This is a genomic window from Herbaspirillum sp. WKF16, assembly GCF_028993615.1.
Taxonomy (GTDB): Bacteria; Pseudomonadota; Gammaproteobacteria; order Burkholderiales; family Burkholderiaceae_D; genus Herbaspirillum.
Map to the genome: position 1 here is coordinate 4,463,334 of NZ_CP118632.1, position 21,422 is coordinate 4,484,755.

Genomic DNA, 21,422 nt, shown 5'->3' on the forward strand with positions numbered 1-21,422 from the left:
CTGGGCTGCGAAACTGCAATCGGCGCTCACTACGCTTGGTCAGGCTTCAATTCTGCAAACCGACCCTGTGCGAAGGCCTCGCGAATTTGTTCGAGGCTGCGTGGCGGAGTCGACGTCAAGCTCGACAAGGACACCTTGCGGCGTGGGGAGGCTCGAAGAAATTGTTGCAATGCCCTCAACCGGACTAGATAAAGCTCGGCATTCTGCCGAGACTGCCATGGCGCAATAGCGTCGGCATACAAAAAGCCTACAGCCGAGGGCTTATGCGCAATGGTCAGTCGCTGTTCGCTATTCAATGCAACTTTTAAATGCGGATATGCAGCGTATTCCACCCATTCGGGTGTCCTTAGCCCTACTGGCTTGTAATGGCGATTCACGAGAAGCTGTGCGTCGTCGTTCTGAGGAGACACAAAGTACGGCAACCAGGAGCGCATTTCTGCTTTCACCAGTGACTCAGGGTGGATTCGGAACTGTGGCACCGACAGCAGGCACTCCATGAAGTCGACTGCAAAATCGACAGCATTGGCGCCATCCGCAAAGTCATTTGCGAGTTGTGCTGTCGCACGCTCTGCCGGACTTCCTCGTTGAGTGTAGTCATACGGGCCTTGAGCTCGCACTTTACGCATAGCCTGGTGCATTCCTTCCGTTGTTCGCACAAATCGGAAGTATTCACGTCTCAGTGTCGAAACTGGTGCAGCCTCCGTGGGGGACGCACTCTTCATCAACAAAGCCCAATTGCTGAAGCCCTCTTCATGAGCGACTGCATCCAGAGCCTCTGTGTGCGAAATTTTGGAGCTTCGGGAAAGATGCTTCGCGCGGAGACGGAAGCGTTTGATATCGACGTCGGAAAAGATGATGGCCACTGGGCTCTCCAATTAAAGCTACCAAGCATCAGCACGCCCACATACCAAAATAGGTAGCGATAAAGGGGAATCCCTTTGCAACCAGAGAGAGACACGTTGCCTAACTGCACTTCGCTAAGTGGGCGCGCGAGCCGACGTGAAACGGCTGATGACACCTTAGTGGATCAGCCCCTGTTTGTAAAGCGCGTTGATGGAACTTCTTCTACCGAGTCATTTTCCCCTTAGCACTAAAATTTATTATCTTTTCTCTTTTTTTGTTTGTTCCTTGGCTCGACCTTGTAGGTTTTCATCCAGGCTTTCACTTCTGAAAGTGAATTCATTCTGAACGTAAATACGTCATCAGATTTTTCCCTGTAGGCGATCAACTCAACAGTCGAGCTTTTAGACTCACTGGTTTCAGTCATGACCCACGCCAGATATTTTTCAAATTTACGTCGTTTCAGCGACCGCTTTTTTTCAAAAAATTCTTCGGCAAATTCACCTAGGCCAACGCGCGATTCGGTTGAAGCGCCGGCTGCACCGAAGCCACAACCCGCCCCAAAAATATCCCCAATGCAAATTTCCTTCCGGTAGATATTCGTTTGGCTCTTACCTTGAATCGAGTCCGACCATGAAATGAAATGACATCTATCGTGCAAGTTCTTCATCTCCTCGTTTTTTTCTAATTCTTGGCATAGTTCACGACGCCTACCCTTTTTCGCTTCGCTTGGAAGGTCCTTCTCTTGCCACTTGAATTCAATAATCGCAAACCTGTCCGAATCTGTAATTACGTAATCACATCCTGCATCACGGTCTTGACCGTCTACCGAAAAGGCATGAAATTTATCCGGCCCTGCTTTCTCCTCCAATTTTCTATTGAAAATGTCCGCGTACGATTGCTCGTGCTTATTGTCCATATCTTCCCCATATTCTTTAATTAGTATGATTTCCATTGGAATTTTCCCGCCAAACCACATAGGAACTATAGAAATTCTATTCGATACATGAGACCTAGTGAGCATCAAGGAAATTGGATTTGAAGATCAAGCAAATGAAGGCAGCGAAACTGAGCTTGCACCCGGTGGGCCTTTCAATGGGCTGCGGAGGGAGAGTCGGTGCGCAGTAATAGCGCTGACTTGCCTATCTACTGTTCGAATACACCTGCGGCCTCGCGCAAAGAGCCCTCTGCGACATCTCGGTGAGGAAGAAATGGAGGTTGCAGAACACGCGTGCAATAACGGGTAGTGCACTCGGACATCGGACCCAAGGTGCAAAGGAGAGAAGTTAGATCGACCGCTAATCCGCACTAAGTCTATCGAGAAAAGCTTTCATTCCTAAACTATAAAGAAATATTTGACTGAGGCTTATGGGGTGTAAATCTTGGCTCTCAAAAGCTTTTCTCAAAGACATTTAACGTAATAAATTCAGTTACTTGGAGCGCTAACGGATAGCAGCCAGAAAGGCTTTCATTCCTTTGCATCATGCACATGTTATGACTAAATGTGTAGCTCGGCCTCAAAAGTAAAAGCCACCGTCACAGGTGGCTTTTCTTTTTTCGACACAACTAATACTTCGTCTGTTATCGGCCAGAAGCGGACTGCCGGGATCGGTCGCGAGACAAGATCTATTTGGAAATCTGAATCAAGAGCCGCTCTGGAAATCGGTCAGCGGTGCGTCGCTTCGCTGTGACTCAAGCATGGCCAAGCGCTCAGTCAGCGCCTTATGCAGCATTGCATACGAATCAGAACCCAAAACCAATCTTTTCGGCGCGGGTTTTTGCTCTACACATTCGATCATAGTCTTTACCATCTTCACTGGATCTCCTGCGGCCAGGAATCCCGGGTCAGACAGGCGCGCAAACATGGCCGCCAGCGGAGAATCGGCGTATGCATCGGGAAAATCACCCATCCGCGCGCCGGCGGTCTTACGAAAAGCAGTACGTGCCGCACCTGGTTCGACAATCGTCACATCAATGTTGAATGCTGCAACTTCAACTGCCAGTGATTCGAAAAATCCTTCAATTCCCCACTTGCTTGCGTGATAAAGGGAGGCTCCCGGGTGTGTAGCTTGGCCACCGTAGCTGGACATCACCATTAGTCTGCCGCCTCTCTGCTGCCGCAGATAAGGAATGGCGCTACGTGCCACTTGGATAGGGCCGATCAGATTTGTATCGATTTGATGGCGTATCTGTTGATCTGTCAGCCCCTCGGCAGGGCCAAACAAGCCATAGCCAGCATTATTCATTACAACATCGATATGACCTGCTTCGTCAAAGGCGCGCTTCACAAGCGGCGCGATGGCCAGCGTATCGGTCATGTCCAACTGAGCAACGCGAAATTGCTTGCCATATAGGTCCGTCAAGTCCTTGACACTGTCCAAATCACGCACGGTTCCATATACAGAATCGCCCCGCGCCAAGAGTTGATTGCACATTTCCCGGCCGAAGCCGCTGTTGACGCCAGTGATAAACCAAGTACGAGACATGACTATTCCTCTTTGGTGATGAATGAAGTAGTCAATGTAACCATTCTCATACGTGGCGATAAGTAAGCTAATATGGCATGCGTTAGTGGCAAATAACCATGAATGAACCCTCTCTCTCAGAATTGAAAGCTCTGGCGTGCATCGCTACGCACCGCAGCTTTCGCAAGGCAGCGGATGAACTGGAGCTGGCGCCCTCGACTTTGAGCCACATGATGCGAGGTCTAGAAGATCGCATGGGTACGCGCCTGCTGAACCGCACCACGCGAAGCGTCTCGCCCACGCAAGCTGGTGAGCGTCTTGTCGCAAAAATCAGGCCCATACTGCAGGACCTAGAACGGGTACTCGCTGAGGTTGATGCATCACGTGATCGTCCAAGCGGCTTATTGCGGCTAACTGCCTCAGAAACGGTGTCAATGCTGTTGATCCAGGAAGTCATTCCAACGTTTCTTACGCAATATCCCGAGATGGAAGTGGATTTGGTTGCAGAACCTGCTCTCGTGGATATCGTAGCTGAAGGCTATGACGCCGGATTTAGACTCGGGGAAAACGTTGCGCGAGATATGGTGGCCGTGCGTTTCGGTGGCACATCGCGGATGATTCCCGTGGCGTCCCCGAGTTATCTCAAGGGGCGTATTGCTCCAACAACACCCGATGATCTCGCAGGACATATTTGCATTCGATCACGCACACCCAACGGAAGACCCTACAAATGGGAGTTCTCCCGTAACGGTGAATCGATGGCGTTGGAGGTGCCCGGGCACATCATGCTCAACCGAACAGAGTTGATGCTGGAGGCCGCTTTGCAGGGACTCGGTATCGCGTTTGTTCCCGAACGTATTGCACGAGCCCATTTGGACACAGGAGTGCTACTGCCCTTGCTGCGAGACTGGTGCCCTAGTTATCCAGGACTGTTTCTCTATTACCCTGGACATCGTCAGGTTCCGGCAGGGCTTCGGGCATTTATTGAGGTATTAAAATCCCTAGACAGCACACGTTAAATTTCCATCTATGGAACAGCGTTGAAGAGGACACATCTTGATGGGCAGAACTGGTATGCACCGTGATAGCTCACACCGATTCTGTCCTCACTCATATTGGCAGTGTTGTGCCAGCAGCGGCTTGGCGCATTAATCGCTACGGATGTGAGCCAGGAACGCTTCCGGTGCCAACGGCCGAGCCAAATAATAGCCTTGGGCTTCGTCTACTCCCCAGTCGCGAATCATCTGCAGGGTCTGCGCTGTCTCAACGCCCTCAGCCACAATCCGGTATTCAAGTTCCTTGGCGAGTGCAATCAGCGACTGCACAATCCGACGATCACGCGGGTTTGAGTCGAGATTGCGAATCAGCGACTGATCAATCTTGACCACCGACGCCGGCACCTGTTGCAGATAGGCGAAGTTGCTGTAGCCGGTGCCGAAGTCGTCAAGCGCCAGTCCCATCCCCAAATTGCGGATCTCATGCAACATCTTCAGCACAGCAGGACTCTGCATCCACAGGCCTTCAGTGCATTCGATCTCGATCATCGCCGGTGCGATGTCGGCCTCGATACAGGCGCGCTCCAGGCGCTTGACGATGTCACCTTCCTCGAAATTGGGCGCTGATAGGTTGATTGCCAGCTTAAGATGCATGCCTTCGCCGCGCCACGAGGCCATCTGTTTCAGCGCCGCCGTTATCACCCAGTCCGACACCGGCCGGATTAGCGCTGTGCGCTCCACCAGAGGAATGAACTCGGCCGGCGAGATCGCGCCAAGCTCGCGGTGTTGCCAGCGCAGCAGCGCTTCGGCGCCGTGATAGGTATCGGTCCGCAAGTCCAGCTTGGGCTGGTAGGCAAGCTGGAAGCCGTCTTTCGCCTGGATCGCCTCCGGGATGTCGTTCAGCAGTCGAAAACTGCGCTGGTGGCGCACGTCTGCCTCGGCGTCATAATCGGCCCAGCGGCGTTGATGGGTAACGGCCTCATGTAACGCCGCCACCGCCTTGCGTGGAGCATCCAACAGGGCCTCACGTTGCGGCGCCACACGCACGATGCCGCCATAACTAGGCAAGTTTAGCGGTAGTGTCATGCTGTGCACCGGCTGTTCAAGTGCCGGTGTGATTTCTCGGAGCTTCTGCGCGAAATGCTGGGCCTGACCTTCATGTGAGAGCAGCGCGAAACGGGCATCGGTAACGTGATAGACATCGGCGCTGCCGACTGTCAGATGCTGAAGCCTCGCGCCGACATTACGGACCAGGTCATCGAAGACACGTGTGCCAAGAACGCTGGCAATTTCAAACGCAGTATTGGCATCTGGCATATCGATATAGGCCAGCGTGCGTGTGCCAGGAGTTTCCACCGTGTCGTTGTCTATCACGCGCTGCCGCGCCACTGCTTCCAGGTCTTCCTGCAGTTGGTATTTATTGGGCATGCCGGTCAGTACATCCACGCGGCCCACCGCACGCCGCAGCAGCATCTGCGACATAGCTAGCGCGGCGAGCTGCTGCAGTTGCCGTCGCTGGGCTGCTGTGAAGCTATGCGTTTCGGTATCGGTTATGCACAGGGCACCAATGGCATGACCGTCCGGCGTGATCAGCGGCGCACCGGCATAGAACCGGATGTGCGGCGAGCTGGTCACCATTGGGTTGGTGGCAAAGCGCGGGTCGGCCGCTGCATCCTCTACCACCATAACCGCACGATCCATGATGGTGTAGTGGCAAAAGGATTGTTCACGAGACGGCGCACACATGTCGGGACCACTGCGTGACTTGAGCCACTGACGGTCGGCATCTATCAACGACACGTATGCACCGCTAACGCCAAAGACACCAAGGCAAAGACGGGTGACGTTGTCCAGATCTTCGGAAGCGCCGGTGTCGAGCAGGTGTAGGGAATGCAGTGCTGCCAGGCGCTGCATTTCGTCTTCCTGCAAAGTGGGCGCATCGTTATGCGCCTCAACCATATGCACGCTCCTTTGCCACCACGCCCAGTGTCAGTCGCGGATTGACGTCCACAGTGCGCAGTTGCAAAACGTTGGACGAAGTAGACGTTGCCGCGCCGATGACTGATGGAGGCTCCAGCTGGAAAACGCCCACCGCGTGATTCAGGCTCACGGCTTGGTCTTGCAAGTTGCCCACGGCAGCGGCGGCCTGTTCCACAAGTGCCGCATTATGTTGAGTGACCTCATCCATCAGGGCGATGGCCTTATGAACCTCTTCGATGCCCAGGCTCTGCTCGTGGCTGGCAGCGGAGATTTCTCCCATTACGTCAGTGACGTGCTGCACGCTGGTGACGATCTGCTGCATCGTACTGCCGGCCTGCTCGACCAGCTTGGTGCCATTCTCGACGTTTTCCACCGAGGTATCGATCAACTGCTTCACTTCCTTGGCGGCGGCCGAGCTGCGTTGCGCGAGGTTGCGCACTTCGGTGGCGACCACCGCAAAGCCACGGCCCTGCTCTCCGGCGCGAGCCGCTTCGACTGCCGCGTTCAGGGCCAGGATGTTGGTCTGGAAAGCGATGCCGTCAATGACGCTGATGATGTCTACGATCTTGCGTGACGATTCGTTGATGGCCGCCATGGTGTCGACCACTTCGCTAACGATAGCGCCCCCCTGCTTTGCGATGTCGGAGGCGCTGTGCGCCAGTTGGTTGGCCTGGCGCGCGTTGGCGTCGTTCTGCTTGACGGTGGCGGTCAGCTGCTCCATGGCCGATGCGGTTTCCTCTAGCGAGGCGGCCTGGTCTTCGGTGCGCGCCGAGAGGTCGGTGTTGGCAGCAGCGATCTGGGCGCTGATGGTGGCTACGCCGGCGGCGGCGTCGCGCACTTCGGTAACGGTAGCACGAAGATTGCCACTCATCTCGGATAGTGCTGCCATGATGCTAAGGCGGTTGCCGCCGTCGTTCTTGCGCAGCGACACTTTGTGATAAAGCTCACCGCGGTCTACCGCTAACGCGAGGTCTTTAACGTCATCCGGCTCGGCGCCCAACGCGCGGCGGATAGAGCGTGTGATCAGGGTAGCTAAAACGACACCAGCTACCAAAGCGGCCGCCAGTAAAACCAGCATGAATGCCTGGAAGCCGCGAGCAGTTGCGCGAGCCTTCGCAGATTCAGCCTGGCTCAGGCTCTCCTGCAGGTCAATGAACTTGTTGATCGCCGCCAGCCATTCAATGAAAGCAGGCTTTGCCTGGGTGAGCATCAGCTGACGTGCTCCATCGATGTCGCCGGCGTTACGGGCAGCGACAACCTTAGCCGCCAGTGGCATGGCGCGCGCCTCGACGGACTTGATGCCATCAAGGTCGGCGCGTTCCTCGGCGCGGATCTGTCGGCCGCGTTCGCCGGCGAAAATCGCGTCCAGCGGCTTGGCCGACTGTTGGTAGTCGCTATCGAGCTTGTTGATCAACGCCGCCACATCTTTCACCTCGGCGTCACCTACCAGGGTCAGATCGCGCAGGGCGATGGCGCGGTCGTGCACGCTGCCACGGAAGTTGATGGCATAGCGCTGCTTGACGTTGTTGTCTTCGCTGACGGTGGTCAAACTGCCTTCGATGGAATTGACTTTAGAAATGCTGGCTACCGTCAATGCCAGCATCATCGCCAACACCAGCGCAAAACTCAGCGCCAAGCGTGCGGCAACACTCAGAGAGGTGCGCTTGATATCACTATTTTCTGTTTTCACGATATTCCCCTGGGTATGATTGGATTTTTAGTATTTGAACTTCACAAAAACCACGCGTGATGAAGCAACAGCGTATGTAGCAATGATAGGGAGCGTGCAAATGAATGACATGACGAAGATGTGCATGTTTTCGGTCTTTGCGCGGGAGGGAGGGATGTCCCTGCCTGGAACTCACACCTGCCTCACATGAAGGTATTTCCGGACAGCGACGCCGCTCTCACAGGCGCAATCGAGAATTTCCATCGGGAAATTTCGAATTGGTGAGGCCAGTCGGGAGATCAGACAGATGTCCGCAAAATGGGGAATCGCGAAAGTGCCCGCACCTGTTCAAATGCGGGCAAGCGGGCTATTCATCAAATGTCGGTGAAAATGGCAGCATCGGCCAGGCGCGACTTCGGCAACTTGGCGTTAAAGTCTTCGACCCCGCTATAGCCCAGGCCCACTAGCACAGTGCTGGAGAAACCTTTTTCGCGCAGACCCAGTTCGCTATCCAGGATTTTTGCGTCGAATCCTTCCATTGGAACCGCATCAATCCCCAGCGCCGAGGCGCCTAATAGCGCGGTTCCCAGCGCCAGATAAACCTGTTTTTCCATCCAGTGCTGCGCGTCCTTGAGGTCGTAGCGATGAAGGTTGCTGTACGACAGCCGCGATCCGTTAGTTGCCGCTTTCGCGTCGGCGTTGATGAAACGGCCATCTTCATCCTCACGCGTCAATATGGCGTTCAGATGGGTGTCTGTGATTTCGGTACGAGTGGCCAACACGAGGACGTGCGATGCATTAAGAATCTTGGCCGCGTTATATGCGTAATTGCCTTGTGCCGCCTTGGCGATTCGCGCTTTTCCGTCCTCAGTGGAGGCAAGGATAAAGTGCCAGGGTTGGGAGTTGACAGACGACGGCGCGAGGCGCAGCACTTCACGCAGCTCCGCGATTTTCTCGCCAGGGATCTTGCGGGTGGGATCGAAGGCCTTGGTAGAGTGGCGCTTGCGGGCGTACTGAAGGATGCTCATGAGGTTTCTCCTTGGTTCGGGATTTTCGAAAAGCCGGATGGCATTTCATGAGCGCATGATCACCGAACTCCGGCGTTCAAAAAACCAGACGAAAGCGAAAACATTTTCAAAGCAATTTTGAAAGTAGAATGGCCGCTTCGTGCTTACGTCCGTTTATCCCGACTATTGCTCATGATTCGTTTAGAAGATCTGGCCATTTTCATCTGTGCTGCCGACAACGGCAGCTTGTCCGCTGCCGCGCGCCAATACGAGGTGACGCCGGCAGTCGCCAGCGCCGCGCTCAAGCGTTTGGAAGGAGAGCTCGGCGCCCGGTTGCTGACACGCTCTACACGTAGCCTGCAACTTACTCCGGACGGGGAACGTTATCTTCAGTACGCCCGCAATACCTTGGCCGAAGTAAATGCCGGCCGCGATGCAATCGCCCACGGTCGAAGAATTGTGGGAGGACATCTTTCCCTGTCGCTGCCTTCGGATGTCGGACGTAATCTGGTATTCAAATGGCTGGATGAATTCCAGAACTTGCATCCTGCAGTCGTCTTGCAGGTCCGGATCAGCGATCGTGTCGCCGACATGTATCGTCAGCCGGTAGAAGTCGCGATCAGATACAGCCCACCTGAGGATTCCAGCTTGGTGGCCTTGCCCCTGGCACCGGAAAACCGACGGGTGGTCTGCGCATCGCCGGAATATTTCTCCCGGCACGGCAAGCCAAGGAACCCGGCGGACCTGCGCCAGCATAATTGTCTTCGTTACTTGTTATCGGATAACTTGCATTCCCGCTGGGGCTTTAGCAAAGACGGGACACCCATGCATGTCATCGTCAACGGCGACCGTGTCTGTGACGATGGCGAGCTGGTGCATCGCTGGGCCATTGAGGGGCGTGGCATTGCATATAAATCACGATTGGATGTTCTCGAAGACTTGCGACGAGGTCGTCTACTGACGGCGTTGGATGAATACGAAGGAGAAGCGGCGCCGCTAAACCTGGTATGTACTCACCGGATGATGCTCTCCCCCACGGTCAAGGCGCTACGTGAATTGCTGACCGAGAGAGTCGCGCGCTACGTGAATACGGAATAGCACGTTCCAGCGAGACGGCAATGCCTCCTCCAAGTGATTGGATGGACGCGCGAAAACAGCCTCGCGCCATGTAAGGTAAGCTTTGCCGACGTGGCCTGCCGGTTGATTATCAAATTTCCTTTGAAATTGATTTCGCCGCGCGCCCGTCGTCAACTTGAAGAGATCCTGACAGACTTGAGCCCATCAGTTCAGCACCGAGGAATTACCTCCCGGACGCCAGAGAACTGCTACTTCTCATTTCCAGGATCTCATCATGTCAACAGCAAAATCTAACCGTTCCTCCGCAATTACCACGCCAAGCAAGCCGATCCGCATGCTTGTAGCAGCGCTCTCGATTGGTGCTGCGCTCGCTGGCACAGCGACCTTCTCGCCCGCCTTTGCTGCCAAGCAGGAAGCTCCCAGCGTGCGTCCGGTCGGCAACATTGAAGTCGTGCATCGGTTCTCGAGCGGTCCAATGCCCACCGGCGTGACCGTTTCTCAATCGGGTCGTATTTTCGTGAACTTCCCGCGCTGGGGCGACGACGTCGCGTTCACGGTTGGAGAGATCCGCCAAGGCAAGGTCGTTCCTTTCCCGTCGAAAGAGATCAATACCTTCGATCCCGCGCATCCTGGCCAGACCTTGTCCAGCGTACAAAGTGTGGTCGTCGATGCTGCCAACAGGCTCTGGATTCTCGATACCGCGGCGCCCGGATTCCAGACCCGGATTGCAGGGGCCGCCAAGCTGATCGCCGTCGACCTCAATAACGACAAAGTCGTCAAATCGATTGTCATTCCGCCCGATGTGGCTCTGGATACCACCTACCTGAACGACGTGCGCTTCGACCTGCGCGTGGGCAAGGCGGGCATCGCCTATATCACCGACTCTTCGGTTTCCGGACCCGGCGGCATCATCGTGGTCGACCTGGACAGTGGCAAGAGCTGGCGCAAACTGACCGGACACGCATCGACGTCGGTCGATCCTTCCTTCGTCCCGTTCGTGGAAGGCGAGCGCCTGATGCAACGCGCCGCCGGAAAGGCACCGCAGCCTTTCAGCGTGGCTTCGGATGGTATCGCCCTCTCTGCTGACGGGAAGACCTTGTACTACAGCCCGCTGTCGAGCCGGCACCTCTTTTCGGTCCCAACCTCGATGCTGACCGATCCCACCATCAGTGACGAGGTCGCCGGCCGTGCGGTACAGGATCTGGGCGAGAAAGGTGCGTCGGACGGCCTGGAATCGGACAACAAGGGCCGCGTGTATGCAAGCGACTATGAGCACAACAGCATCCATCAGCGACTGCCTGATGGCCAATGGCGCACGATCGCATCCGATCCTCGCATGCTGTGGCCGGACACCTTGTCGGTGGGACCTGACGGCTACCTGTATTTCACGGCTAACCAGCTGCATCGCCAGGCTGGCTTCCATGAAGGCACTGACCTGAGAAACAAGCCGTATCTCCTGTTCCGTGTTCGCATTGACGCTGGTCCCGTGCTGCTGAAGTAAGCACCTTACAGGAAGAATGCCATGAAATACCTTCACACAATGGTCCGAGTCGCCGACCTGGAACAATCGCTCGGTTTCTATCGCGACGCACTCGGTCTCGAATTGTTACGCGTCATGGAGATGCCCGCAGGGCGCTTCACACTGGCCTATCTGGCGGCGCCTGGCGATTCGGCAGCGCAAGTAGAGCTGACATGGAATTGGGACGAGAACAAGTACGACAATGCACGCAATTTCGGGCATATCGCTTACTCAGTTCCAGATATCTATGCGACCTGCCAACGCCTCGTTGATCACGGCGTGCAGATCAGCCGACCACCCCGTGACGGCTTCATGGCGTTCGTCCGTTCACCTGACGGCATTTCCATCGAGTTGCTGCAGCAAGGCGCACCTCTCGCTCCAGCGCAACCATGGGTGTCGATGCCCAATATTGGTCACTGGTAAGGAGAACATCATGTCGCAATCTGAAACTTCAGAACTGATCCGGTCGCCCCTCGACACGGCACACTTTACCGTTGCAAGCCTGCCGGGTTCCAAGCCAATGGGGGGCGTCGTCGCCGATACGCCTGTTCATGCTTTCAGGAACTTACCGGCAGCACTGCGCTTTGCTTCGGAACAAGCCTTGAAGCCCGCCCGTACGGATCTCGTATTGCCAGGCCTGATGGCATTCATCATCGATAATGTGGTCACTGCCACCGAAGCAGATGCGTTGATCGCCTGGAGCGAAAAACTGGGATACCGGTCTGAGGCGCCCGGAATTTCCACCCCGCCAGGCATGCGCATGAACAAGACGGTGCATTGGGTTGCCGAGCAGGACCTGCTTGGTCCGATCTTGGAACGTATCAGTCCTTTGCTGCCAAAAGAGATCGATGGCGATGTACTACATGACCGTCTTAGCCACAGGATCAATATGTATCGCTACGATGCAGATGACGTTTTCAATCGCCATCTCGATGGAGATTGGCCTGGATTCGGACTCAGCGCGGATGGCACCTCCATGCTGGAATGGCCTGGTTTACGCTCAAAGCTCACCATGTTGCTTTACCTGAACGATGCCAATGATGGTGTGCGGGGCGGTAGCACCTTGCTTTACGGACACCGCGGCGAAATTCTGGAAGTCCAACCACGCAAAGGGGCGGCCTTGTTCTTCCGTCATGGCTTCCACACGCAGTCGGTAGCGCACGTCGGTGCCCGCGTGGATGCCGGCACTCCGAAATACGTCGCGCGTATCAATGTCATGTATGAGCAGGGTAACAACCGGTTGCCGCGGCGGGACTGAACATCGTGAAGATCAAATACATCGGCGACCTGGAGCTGTTTGTCCGTCTGACAGAACTCAAAAGTCTGACTGCCGCTGCCAATAGCCTGGACATATCGGCGGCAGTCGCGAGTGTTTCGCTCAAACGCCTTGAAGCGGAACTGGGAGTACTTCTCTTCGTCAGAACCACACGCCACATTCGCCTGACGAAGGACGGTGAACGCTTTCTGGCGTACTGCCGTCCCGTGCTCTCGAGCTTGCAGGAGGCCGAGCAGGAGATGGCATCTTCACACAGCGTGAGTGGAGTTCTCCAAATCTCGATGCCTTCAGATCTCGGTCGGCATGTTTTGATGCGGTGGATGGACGAATTCCAGGATCGCTATCCCTCGGTATCCGTGCGCCTGCAACTGACCGACCGTATTGCCGATATTGTCCGCCAGCCGGTCGACCTGGCCCTGCGCTACGGCGTCCCTCCTGATTCAAGTATGGTGGCGATCCCGTTGGCGCAGTCCAACCGACGTGTGTTATGTGCCTCGCCGACGTATGTGAAACAGCACGGCCAACTCGAAAATCCATCCGAGCTTACAGATCGTAATTGCTTAGTGTATATGCGCGGCGAAGATTTGCACGATCGGTGGCGATTCACGCGCGGCACAGAAGAAATCGACGTACGGGTTAAAGGTAATCGAGTGGCAGATGACTCTGACGCCGTTCGTCGATGGGCAATTGACGGACACGGTATCTGTTATCGCTCGTACCTGGACGTTTCCGCCGATATCGCCGAGGGCCGGCTGGTGACGCTGTGCAAGAACTGGGATGGCGAAGCCGCCCCACTTTACCTGCTCAGCCCTGCGCGCAAACAGATTTCAGCAACTTCGCGCGTGCTGCGCGAATACCTGCAATCCAAATTCAACAATATGTCTGCTTCGCTGTGAAGAATCTCAACTGAAAGAATTATGATGAAAAACGCAATTATCGTCGTCGCCACAATTACAGCGCGCCCTGGACATCGTGTTGCGGTTACCGCTGCACTTAAAAAGGCTGTTCCTCTGGTTCGGGAAGAAGCTGGCTGTGAACGCTACGACCTGCACAGGGACAGCGGGAATCCGGACAGGCTGGTGATGCTGGAACGTTGGCTGGGAGAAGAAGATTTGAAGAACCACGAACAAGGCGCGGCTTTCAAGGAGTTGGTCAGAGAACTCGATGGTCGGGCCGACCTGTCAGTCAGCAAGCTTGAGCAACTCATCTGATTTATCCGTCCCCTCTCTTTTGAGGGGACGGTTTGTCGATGCTATTCCAAGAATGCCGGCAGTGCCGGCAGTTTTTGATTGTCTGCCGGTTCGTGTTGAATCACCAGGGTTGCATGAGTCTCGTTGATAATCCGCTCCAGCTTCGCTGACGATGCGATCGTATCGTCATGATCAAAATTGAACTTCGGCACCTGGTTGCCAGCCCGATTTTCGGGGAAGTGCCATTGGTCACCCGACAGGATCACCACGCCGGCATGCTGTAGATTCAGCTTCAATGCCATATGGCCAGGGGTATGGCCGGGAAGCAGAATGGTCTGAACCAGACCATCTCCGAAAATGTCCGTATCTCCGTCAATCAAGCGCAGGCGGCCACCCTTGACATGCTTCTCCAGCAAGGCTGGATCGATGAAATGTTCTGCCGCACGTTCAGATGACAGGACCTCATACTCCTTTTTCTGAAGAATCATGGTCGCGTCGGGAAACTCGTTACTTTGGCCGGTATGGTCAAAATGCGCGTGCGACAAGCCAACATAATTGATATCCCCTGGCTTTAATCCGAGGGCTTTCAGCTGGTCGACGATGGGCTTTTCCAATTTCATTTCGAGCTTATCCGCGGTCACACCCTGCAGATACTCGCGAGACAGCCCTGTATCCCAAAGCATCCATTCATTTCCATGTTTGATGAGATAGCAGGAGATGACGATATCGTATGAACGTCCTTGATATCGACCTCGATCAGACATGAGGGACATGTCTCCCAGGCGCATGGTGCCGCAATCCAGGCGATAGAGTCGAAGTTCTGCGGGCGCTGTCACCTCTGCTGCTGTAGCTGGCATGTTGTTGCTCAACATGGCAGCGCCAAATAACAGGCTGTTCAAAATGTTTTTGAATTTCATAGTATGAATTAATAGATGAAAGAAGCGCCGCCCGATGGGCGGCGGTTATTGATTAGTCGGGGTGTTTAAGTGGCTTTCTTCGATCAAGGATCAAGGCAAGCAATGCTGTCAGACCTGCGAACAAGCCAATCCCCCAGATGTGACCTGTGCTCAGGATGCCGGCGCCAGCGGCGCTCCCCATCGAGAAGCCGAGATACATGGTCGAGGTATTCAGCGACAATGCCACGGGTGCCTGGCTGGGATCTCCGGCGGCAATCAGGCGGGCCATTTGTGCCGGGAAGAATGCCCATACAGAAAAACCCCAGATCGCCACGGCTACCAGCGCGGGGATCAGCGCGTGCGCCGGTGCAAGAAACGCTGCTGCTGCCAGGCTCCAGAACGCCAGCATCAACATCAACAGAGAAACCTTCACCACTTGGCCAGAGCCAAATCGGTCGTTCAAGGCACCACCAGTGATAACGCCGATGGCGGCGAATGCGCCCCACAGCGAGACCGTGGCACCGATCCCGCCTTCGCCGAACGCCAGGACCTGCGAGAGGTAGGGAGCGATATACGGATACGCAGCATAGGCGCCTACCGACCAGAACAAGGTGATACCGAGCAAACGCCGTACCTTGGCCTGAGCAATCACCGACATGCGTTCACCCAAGCTTGCGACGCGCAGATGCGCACCCGCGCTACGGTCGACGCCAGTCCATATGCCGATGACGGCGATGGCGCCCATCACTGCCACTGCCAGGAAGGTCGAACGCCAGCCAAATGCGTGCCCGACCAGCGAACCCAGTGGCAAGCCCAGCGCGATGGCGATCGTCATGCCGCCGCTGACGATCGCCAACGCACGGCCGCGTCGCTCGGGTCCCACGACGGCGCCTGCCAATGCATTGGCATTGGGCACATAAAGCCCGGCCGCAACCGCCATCATGATGCGAGAGACCAGCAGACTGGCGAAACCGGTGGAGAGGGCTGCGACGAGGTTGGCAGCCGTGAAGATGCCCATCGCTGCAATGAGGGTGTTTCGCTTATTGAAGCTTCCGCTCATTACAGTGCTGACAGGCGAACTGAGGGAGAGCATCAACGTGAACACGATCACCAGGCTGGCGACCGCTGAGACGCTCATATTGAAGTCGGTAGCCATCTTAGGCAGAAGAGGCGCAATCATGAATCCCTCGGTGCCAATGGCGAACGTACCCAAGGCAAAAAATACTGCAGTCACGAGGGATCCACGTGGTGGTTGTGTTTGTGACTGATTCGAATTCTGCGCGGCGTGGGTGGCGGTTGTGGCGCTATTCATTGTTTTTCCTTTGGCGGGCCGGCGCTTCTGGACCAGGGGAGTGTCCAGCGCCGGCCGCATCACACATCACATCGGAATCGGATCGGCAATCAGTGCTTCGTTGAAGCCATTGACCAGAGCGTGTTCACCAGGCCCCGGATTGGCGCGCATGGGCTTGATGACATCAACGATGACCTCTTCATCGTCGCCTGCCAGTTTGGCCATCGTTTCCTTGATGAAGGCATCCAGCGGCATGGCGCGCGGATCGCCACTCTTCTTGACCAGGTCGGTGTCGACCCATGGAGGGGCGATTTCCTGGACACGCACGCTGGTATCACGCAGCATGAACCGCTGTGACATGGCGTAGGAATGCAGGCCCGCCTTGGACGCCGAGTAGACCGCAGTCACCGCCAGGGGAACGTAAGCCAGTACCGACGTGTTATGGATGATGGTGGCGCGGGGTTGGGACTTGAGATGCTCGACAAGAGCGGAGCTCAGACGGATCGGTCCCAGCAGGTTGGTGTCCAGGATTTTGCGGGAGACGACGTCGTCGATTTTGCCTGCGGCGTCATCGAAGGGCATGATGCCGGCATTGTTCACCAGCACGTTCAGGCTGGGATACTTGGCAATGATGGTGGCCGCGGCAGCCTCGATGCTGGCCAGGTCGGAGACGTCGAATTCGATGGACTCCATGCCAGGATTGGCGGTAGTGACCTCATCGAGCAGGTTTTTGCGGCGGCCGCCGATGATGACCTTGTTGCCCAGTTGATGGAAAGCCTCTGCCAGCGCACGGCCGATACCAGAAGTGCCGCCAGTGATGAAGATAGTGTTTTCGGTCAGTTTCATGTCAGTTCCTATTGATTGGTTATTTGAGATACAGCAGACAGCACACATGCCGCCTTTCATGGGGTTACAAGTAAATCAGTGAGTGGTTGTGTAGCGTGGCGCCGGCGTATTGCTGGACAGCTGCGGCAGCATCGCCTGGCGAGCGGCTTCATACGCCTCCCATTGGTCCACTGCATGCAAGGAAGGGATGGTGACCAGCTCGCCTCGCTCGAAACCAACAAGCGCGGCATCTACCATTTTTTCTGCGGACATGACGATGGCCGCGTCAAGGTTCTCGACCGGCAAGCCGCCGTTGGCCCAGAAATCCGTTGCCGTAGCGCCGGGCAGGACAGCCTGGACGCGAATGCCCTTGCTTGCCAGCTCATGATGCAGGGACTGGCTGAAGGCCAACATGAAGGCCTTGCTTCCGCCATAGACTCCGTTGAGCAACTCCGGAGCGATGCTGACGATGGACGCGATATTGATGATTTCGCCGTGTCCTCGCGCAACGAATCCAGGCGCGACGGCATAGGTCAGACGCGTTGGGGCAGTGACGTTGAGGGTGATCATGTCGACCATGTTCTCGATCTTGCTGTCCATCAGCGAGCTATGTGTGCCCACGCCAGCGTTATTGACCAGCATCGTGATGCTGGCGTCGCTACGCAGCTTTTGCTCGACATCGGCGATCGAGCGGGGATCGTTCAGGTCGGCTTCCAGTACCTCGACGGTCTGGCGAGTCTGCGTGGTGATGCGGTCAGCCAGCGCGTTGAGCTTTTCGCGATTGCGAGCGACCAGGATCAAGTCATATCCCTTACGAGCCAGGCGGTCGGCATAGACGGCGCCAATGCCGGAAGAGGCGCCAGTGATAAGGGCGGTGCCCCGTTTAGCTTTAGTCATCATTCACTCCTTGGTTGTGTTGTTCGATGGAATGAATGATAGGTATCTTGAACGTTTCCTAAATGACGGATATGGTTATGTTTTCGGACAACCTCTGATAGGAAACGGACATGCATAGAATTGGCTATTTGCTAACCGATGGATTTCAAGTAATGGGATTGGCGACACAGACCGTTTTCGAGTACGCCAATAAGGTCGCCGGTGAAGACTTCTATGTCGTGCAGAACTTTTCAGCTGAGGGCGGCGATCAGCGATCCTCGCTTGGGGTAGCAATCGCCACTCGTAAGGCAAGTGAGGCTGAACAGATTGATACTTGGATGGTTTGTGGTGTCGGCAATCCCCTTGAGTCGCCCTCAAGTCCTGAGGAACGAGCATTTTTGAAGCGCGTTGGGAGGGATGCACGCCGTATTGCGGCGATCTGTACAGGTGCATTTGTGCTGGCTGAAGCGGGCTTGCTGGAACGCCGCCGCGCGACGACGCATTGGTACTTTGCACGCGACATGCAAACGAGATTTCCGGATATTCAGGTCGAAGACGATCGCATCTATATTGTTGACGGCGCGTTCTGGACGTCTGCAGGCATGACCGCAGGACTGGACCTGGCGCTGGCGATGGTTGAGAAGGATCTGGGCGAAGATGTGGCGCGGGGCGTTGCACGTAACCTGGTGATGCATCAGCATCGTTCTGGCGGACAGACCCAGCACTCCGAAATGCTGACTCTGGCACCCAAGTCAGATCGCATCCAGAACGCGCTTAACTATGCAAGGAAGAACTTGGCGCGTGCCCTTACCGTCGAGGAGTTGGCCGAGGAAGTTAACCTGAGCCCGCGTCAGTTTAGCCGCGTGTTTACCGCAGAAACCGGATTATCTCCTGCCAAGGCAATTGAAGGACTGCGCTTGGAGGCGGCGCGTCTGATGATCGAGAAGAGCAGGCATCCTCTTGAAATAATTGCCCGTGAAACTGGTTTCCGCGATCGGCGTCACATGCGTGAAGTGTTCATTCGTGGTTTCGGCGTGCCTCCGCAATCTATGAGGCGCGATGTGCGCGCAGGAGCATAAATTGTGAAATCGGTTTTCTAATCCCCATGTTTAATAAGCGAAGTCAGCGCACTAAATTGCTCACAAAAATCAAGTCCGCTGTCGGCCAGAAGCAGACATCCATGCAAAAGAAAAAAACCCGCTGAAACGGGCTTTTTTCTTGGAGTAACTTACACCTGCTGCTTGCGAAACTCAGAACTGCCATGCCGCCTTGATCGACGCTGCCTGATTCATGAATCCGGAGCGTCCTTCCGCATCGTAGCGCACTGAAATGTCTGTGCCCTGCTTGAACTTGTAGGTATAACCCAGGCCGGCTTTGAACAGCCACGGACCATGATCCAATCCGGTCGCCACAAAGCTTTGTCCCGGCGTGCCGGCATAGCTAGCCACGAGATCGCCTTTGTTATTGATCGTGTCGTAACCAGCGCCGACGGTAGCGTCGACTTGCGAGTGCGCGTCGATGGCGTGGACTACGCGTCCGTCCACCCCGATGACAAAGGCTTCGGTAGTCTTGCCATCCACACTGAGGTTGAGGGCATCTGCACCGGTTTCAGTGTAGGAGCGTCCTTTGAGGCGCGTGTAGTCAGCCCGGATTGACGGGAAGAATGTGTTAGCCGGATCGATGGAGATGGCTTGCGACAGGCTGGCGCCGGTATGGAAACTGAGGGCGCCGTAGCTGCCGTTGGCGGTGCGATTGATGCCGCCGAAGTTGATATTGCGGGCGCTGCGGTTGTCGTTCCAGCCGAGGTCCATCTGGAGATTCAAGGCAAGGTTTTCCTTGAGCGGTTTGCTGGCATAAACAGCGATGAGGTTGCTGTCGATCTTGGTGTTGCTGTCGGTGCCGGTCAGGGCCGTGTTGCCGTTGACCCGGGTGCTTGCGTAGGCGTACGACAACCCCACGCGGGTGTCGCCTTCGCTGCCGATATCAGTTTCAATGCCGGCAGCAAGGCCATAGGTGTTGGCCTTGAATCCGGAGACGTTATTGGCATCGTCCTGGCTGGCGTAGGAGCCGAAAGGCTTGATCCAGACCTGCCTGTTAATGCTCTCTTCACCGGAGGAGATGCCTGAACCGGTGTTGGCGAAGCGGCCGGCGATGATGCGATTGATGGAAGACAGTGCGCCCATCGTTGCCTGAGCGCTGCCATTTTGAGGTAGCGTCTGGTTGACGGCACGGGCGATACCCGATTGATCGGGCAGACGGTTGAAGGCACTGATGACGGTTCCGGTATCGCCGGTGCTGCTCCATGTATCGAGGATGCGGGCCGCTGCGTAAGCGGGCCTCATCCCTTGGTTGTTCGCGGCGTCGAAGATGGTGCTGGCGCTGGAGACATTCAGATCGACAGTGTTGCCGTTGCGCACTGCGGTGAAATTAAGCAGCGCGGAGTTGTCGGTGACGTTGAAGGTGGTCGCGTTCAGGGTGCCTGCGCTGATGACGCCGCTCAGTGTCTGATCCTTGGCCAGCGTGTTGACGCTGGCAACATCGACGGCGAGGTTGGCGCCCGCATTGAAAGTCGCCACGCCGGTGACATTCAGCTTGCCGTAGTTGGCGCTGCTGCTGGCACCGATGGTCAAGGTCTGGCCGCTGATCTGGTTGTAGGTGGTGAAGCCCAGGGTACCGGCAGAGACGCCGGTGCCACCGGTCCACGTATTGCTGCCAGTGATGTTGAGCGTGCCGCTACCTTGCTTGGTGAGGGTTCCGGAGCCGTTGATGATCCCTGTGGAGTTATTGAAGCTAACAGTGAAGCCTTGCGTATCAAAATAAGCTCCGCCGCTGTTGATGTGAATCGTGTTGGCTAAAAAGCCACTTATAAAAGAAGCCTGATTGCTGTTCGCGCGTAAAATACCGCCATCAAAATTAACATTCGTCGTGACGCTACTGGCGCTTCCTAAAGTACCGGTCAACAGCACACCGCCGTTGTTGATATTGAGGGTGCCGCTTGAGCCTGGGGTGTTTGATACCCCAGTTGCATTGGCAACACTCACGACGGCGCCATCTTGAATCGTCATGGTGCCGGTCAACCCGGAATCTGCAACCAGCAAATTATCGGGAATGACCAAAGACGCCCCCTGATTGCCCGGTGCAATGACGATGCGCCCACCTGAAGAAAAACGAACAACGCTACCGGTAGTAATGATCGATTGGGCCCATACGGGCTGCGCCAGGCAAAAACTGGCGACGAGAAAAAACTTCTTGTTTGTGACGACTGAAACAGCTTTGTTGCGGCGAGCCATTGGAGTTTCCCTTTTTTTTTCTTAATGACTAAGTGATTTCTTGTTTATTTAATGAAATGCATAAACGGCATTTCTTGCCCTTTCGGGATATCGGCAGCGTTTTGCGGCTCTGAAGGTCTCTTTACGACATTTCCGTTGATGCGTGGCGGAGCACACGGAATTTCAGATCGACAATGTTTCCATGCGGATTTTTTTGCACACGGCCTTGGTCTTATCTGCTGAAATC

Annotated in this window: 19 protein-coding genes; 8 read left to right on the forward strand and 11 right to left on the reverse strand. The window is 55.6% G+C overall.

What is annotated here, in order from left to right:
* Positions 1-29 precede the first annotated feature (29 nt).
* The 3 genes from Herbaro_RS20190 to Herbaro_RS20200 all read right to left on the reverse strand — a co-directional run bounded on the left by Herbaro_RS20190 (position 30) and on the right by Herbaro_RS20200 (position 3,326).
* Positions 30-863 carry a glyoxalase superfamily protein gene (locus tag Herbaro_RS20190; protein ID WP_275011387.1) on the reverse strand — a complete coding sequence of 278 codons (834 nt, stop codon included), beginning with the start codon at positions 861-863 and terminating at the stop codon, positions 30-32.
* A 227-nt stretch (positions 864-1,090) separates the two neighbouring features.
* Positions 1,091-1,795 carry a hypothetical protein gene (locus tag Herbaro_RS20195; protein ID WP_275011388.1) on the reverse strand — a complete coding sequence of 235 codons (705 nt, stop codon included), beginning with the start codon at positions 1,793-1,795 and terminating at the stop codon, positions 1,091-1,093.
* A gap of 688 nt (positions 1,796-2,483) precedes the next feature.
* Positions 2,484-3,326: an SDR family oxidoreductase gene (locus Herbaro_RS20200; RefSeq protein WP_275011389.1), complete on the reverse strand. Its 843-nt coding sequence runs from the start codon at positions 3,324-3,326 to the stop codon at positions 2,484-2,486.
* A gap of 98 nt (positions 3,327-3,424) precedes the next feature.
* Here Herbaro_RS20200 and Herbaro_RS20205 point away from each other — a divergent pair, with 98 nt between their 5' ends.
* Positions 3,425-4,324, forward strand: a complete 900-nt coding sequence (locus tag Herbaro_RS20205; protein ID WP_275011390.1) for a LysR family transcriptional regulator — start codon at positions 3,425-3,427, stop codon at positions 4,322-4,324.
* Positions 4,325-4,453: 129 nt separating this feature from the next.
* Here Herbaro_RS20205 and Herbaro_RS20210 read toward each other — a convergent pair whose 3' ends face one another.
* The 3 genes from Herbaro_RS20210 to nfsB all read right to left on the reverse strand — a co-directional run bounded on the left by Herbaro_RS20210 (position 4,454) and on the right by nfsB (position 8,977).
* Positions 4,454-6,259, reverse strand: a complete 1,806-nt coding sequence (locus Herbaro_RS20210; protein ID WP_275011391.1) for a sensor domain-containing phosphodiesterase — start codon at positions 6,257-6,259, stop codon at positions 4,454-4,456.
* On the reverse strand, positions 6,252-7,970 hold the full coding sequence (locus Herbaro_RS20215; RefSeq protein ID WP_275011392.1) for a methyl-accepting chemotaxis protein: 1,719 nt from the start codon (positions 7,968-7,970) through the stop codon (positions 6,252-6,254). The genes Herbaro_RS20210 and Herbaro_RS20215 overlap by 8 nt, the downstream gene beginning before the upstream one ends.
* A 353-nt stretch (positions 7,971-8,323) precedes the next feature.
* Positions 8,324-8,977 carry an oxygen-insensitive NAD(P)H nitroreductase gene (nfsB, locus tag Herbaro_RS20220; RefSeq protein WP_275011393.1) on the reverse strand — a complete coding sequence of 218 codons (654 nt, stop codon included), beginning with the start codon at positions 8,975-8,977 and terminating at the stop codon, positions 8,324-8,326.
* 171 nt (positions 8,978-9,148) lie between these two features.
* Here nfsB and Herbaro_RS20225 point away from each other — a divergent pair, with 171 nt between their 5' ends.
* The 6 genes from Herbaro_RS20225 to Herbaro_RS20250 all read left to right on the forward strand — a co-directional run bounded on the left by Herbaro_RS20225 (position 9,149) and on the right by Herbaro_RS20250 (position 14,039).
* Positions 9,149-10,054: a LysR family transcriptional regulator gene (locus tag Herbaro_RS20225; protein WP_275011394.1), complete on the forward strand. Its 906-nt coding sequence runs from the start codon at positions 9,149-9,151 to the stop codon at positions 10,052-10,054.
* A gap of 253 nt (positions 10,055-10,307) precedes the next feature.
* Positions 10,308-11,534, forward strand: coding sequence for an L-dopachrome tautomerase-related protein (locus Herbaro_RS20230; RefSeq protein WP_275011395.1), 1,227 nt, complete (start codon positions 10,308-10,310; stop codon positions 11,532-11,534).
* 21 nt (positions 11,535-11,555) lie between these two features.
* The gene (locus Herbaro_RS20235; RefSeq protein ID WP_275011396.1) at positions 11,556-11,975 is read left to right on the forward strand and encodes a VOC family protein; all 420 of its coding nucleotides are present in this window, start codon (positions 11,556-11,558) and stop codon (positions 11,973-11,975) included.
* A gap of 10 nt (positions 11,976-11,985) precedes the next feature.
* Positions 11,986-12,810 carry a 2OG-Fe(II) oxygenase gene (locus tag Herbaro_RS20240; protein WP_275011397.1) on the forward strand — a complete coding sequence of 275 codons (825 nt, stop codon included), beginning with the start codon at positions 11,986-11,988 and terminating at the stop codon, positions 12,808-12,810.
* A 5-nt stretch (positions 12,811-12,815) separates the two neighbouring features.
* Complete coding sequence (locus Herbaro_RS20245; RefSeq protein WP_342456499.1) at positions 12,816-13,724, forward strand: LysR family transcriptional regulator; 909 nt, start codon at positions 12,816-12,818, stop codon at positions 13,722-13,724.
* A 24-nt stretch (positions 13,725-13,748) separates the two neighbouring features.
* Positions 13,749-14,039, forward strand: coding sequence for a putative quinol monooxygenase (locus Herbaro_RS20250; protein WP_275011398.1), 291 nt, complete (start codon positions 13,749-13,751; stop codon positions 14,037-14,039).
* Positions 14,040-14,080: 41 nt separating this feature from the next.
* Here the strand turns inward: Herbaro_RS20250 and Herbaro_RS20255 are convergent, their stop codons facing one another.
* The 4 genes from Herbaro_RS20255 to Herbaro_RS20270 form a co-directional block, all read right to left on the reverse strand.
* The gene (locus tag Herbaro_RS20255) at positions 14,081-14,935 is read right to left on the reverse strand and encodes an N-acyl homoserine lactonase family protein (RefSeq protein ID WP_275011399.1); all 855 of its coding nucleotides are present in this window, start codon (positions 14,933-14,935) and stop codon (positions 14,081-14,083) included.
* Positions 14,936-14,987: 52 nt separating this feature from the next.
* Complete coding sequence (locus tag Herbaro_RS20260; RefSeq protein WP_275011400.1) at positions 14,988-16,226, reverse strand: MFS transporter; 1,239 nt, start codon at positions 16,224-16,226, stop codon at positions 14,988-14,990.
* 66 nt (positions 16,227-16,292) lie between these two features.
* Positions 16,293-17,051 carry an SDR family oxidoreductase gene (locus Herbaro_RS20265; RefSeq protein ID WP_275011401.1) on the reverse strand — a complete coding sequence of 253 codons (759 nt, stop codon included), beginning with the start codon at positions 17,049-17,051 and terminating at the stop codon, positions 16,293-16,295.
* 75 nt (positions 17,052-17,126) lie between these two features.
* The gene (locus tag Herbaro_RS20270; protein WP_275011402.1) at positions 17,127-17,927 is read right to left on the reverse strand and encodes an SDR family NAD(P)-dependent oxidoreductase; all 801 of its coding nucleotides are present in this window, start codon (positions 17,925-17,927) and stop codon (positions 17,127-17,129) included.
* A gap of 110 nt (positions 17,928-18,037) precedes the next feature.
* On the opposite strand from Herbaro_RS20270, the gene Herbaro_RS20275 reads away from it, so the two are divergent.
* Positions 18,038-18,985, forward strand: coding sequence for a GlxA family transcriptional regulator (locus Herbaro_RS20275; RefSeq protein ID WP_275011403.1), 948 nt, complete (start codon positions 18,038-18,040; stop codon positions 18,983-18,985).
* 171 nt (positions 18,986-19,156) lie between these two features.
* Here Herbaro_RS20275 and Herbaro_RS20280 read toward each other — a convergent pair whose 3' ends face one another.
* Entirely contained in the window at positions 19,157-21,196 is a 2,040-nt protein-coding gene (locus Herbaro_RS20280) for an autotransporter family protein (protein ID WP_275011404.1), read from the reverse strand.
* Positions 21,197-21,422: the final 226 nt, after the last annotated feature.

Excerpts from the sequence above, each read along its gene's own strand:
- Herbaro_RS20270 (WP_275011402.1), bottom strand. The coding sequence starts at position 17,927 with ATGACTAAAGCTAAACGGGGCACCGCCCTTATCACTGGCGCCTCTTCC.
- Herbaro_RS20195 (WP_275011388.1), bottom strand. The coding sequence starts at position 1,795 with ATGGAAATCATACTAATTAAAGAATATGGGGAAGATATGGACAATAAG.
- Herbaro_RS20240 (WP_275011397.1), top strand. The coding sequence starts at position 11,986 with ATGTCGCAATCTGAAACTTCAGAACTGATCCGGTCGCCCCTCGACACG.
- Herbaro_RS20275 (WP_275011403.1), top strand. The coding sequence starts at position 18,038 with ATGCATAGAATTGGCTATTTGCTAACCGATGGATTTCAAGTAATGGGA.
- Herbaro_RS20260 (WP_275011400.1), bottom strand. The coding sequence starts at position 16,226 with ATGAATAGCGCCACAACCGCCACCCACGCCGCGCAGAATTCGAATCAG.
- Herbaro_RS20210 (WP_275011391.1), bottom strand. The coding sequence starts at position 6,259 with ATGGTTGAGGCGCATAACGATGCGCCCACTTTGCAGGAAGACGAAATG.
- Herbaro_RS20225 (WP_275011394.1), top strand. The coding sequence starts at position 9,149 with ATGATTCGTTTAGAAGATCTGGCCATTTTCATCTGTGCTGCCGACAAC.
- nfsB (WP_275011393.1), bottom strand. The coding sequence starts at position 8,977 with ATGAGCATCCTTCAGTACGCCCGCAAGCGCCACTCTACCAAGGCCTTC.
- Herbaro_RS20235 (WP_275011396.1), top strand. The coding sequence starts at position 11,556 with ATGAAATACCTTCACACAATGGTCCGAGTCGCCGACCTGGAACAATCG.
- Herbaro_RS20200 (WP_275011389.1), bottom strand. The coding sequence starts at position 3,326 with ATGTCTCGTACTTGGTTTATCACTGGCGTCAACAGCGGCTTCGGCCGG.
- Herbaro_RS20265 (WP_275011401.1), bottom strand. The coding sequence starts at position 17,051 with ATGAAACTGACCGAAAACACTATCTTCATCACTGGCGGCACTTCTGGT.
- Herbaro_RS20205 (WP_275011390.1), top strand. The coding sequence starts at position 3,425 with ATGAATGAACCCTCTCTCTCAGAATTGAAAGCTCTGGCGTGCATCGCT.
- Herbaro_RS20280 (WP_275011404.1), bottom strand. The coding sequence starts at position 21,196 with ATGGCTCGCCGCAACAAAGCTGTTTCAGTCGTCACAAACAAGAAGTTT.
- Herbaro_RS20255 (WP_275011399.1), bottom strand. The coding sequence starts at position 14,935 with ATGAAATTCAAAAACATTTTGAACAGCCTGTTATTTGGCGCTGCCATG.
- Herbaro_RS20230 (WP_275011395.1), top strand. The coding sequence starts at position 10,308 with ATGTCAACAGCAAAATCTAACCGTTCCTCCGCAATTACCACGCCAAGC.
- Herbaro_RS20250 (WP_275011398.1), top strand. The coding sequence starts at position 13,749 with ATGAAAAACGCAATTATCGTCGTCGCCACAATTACAGCGCGCCCTGGA.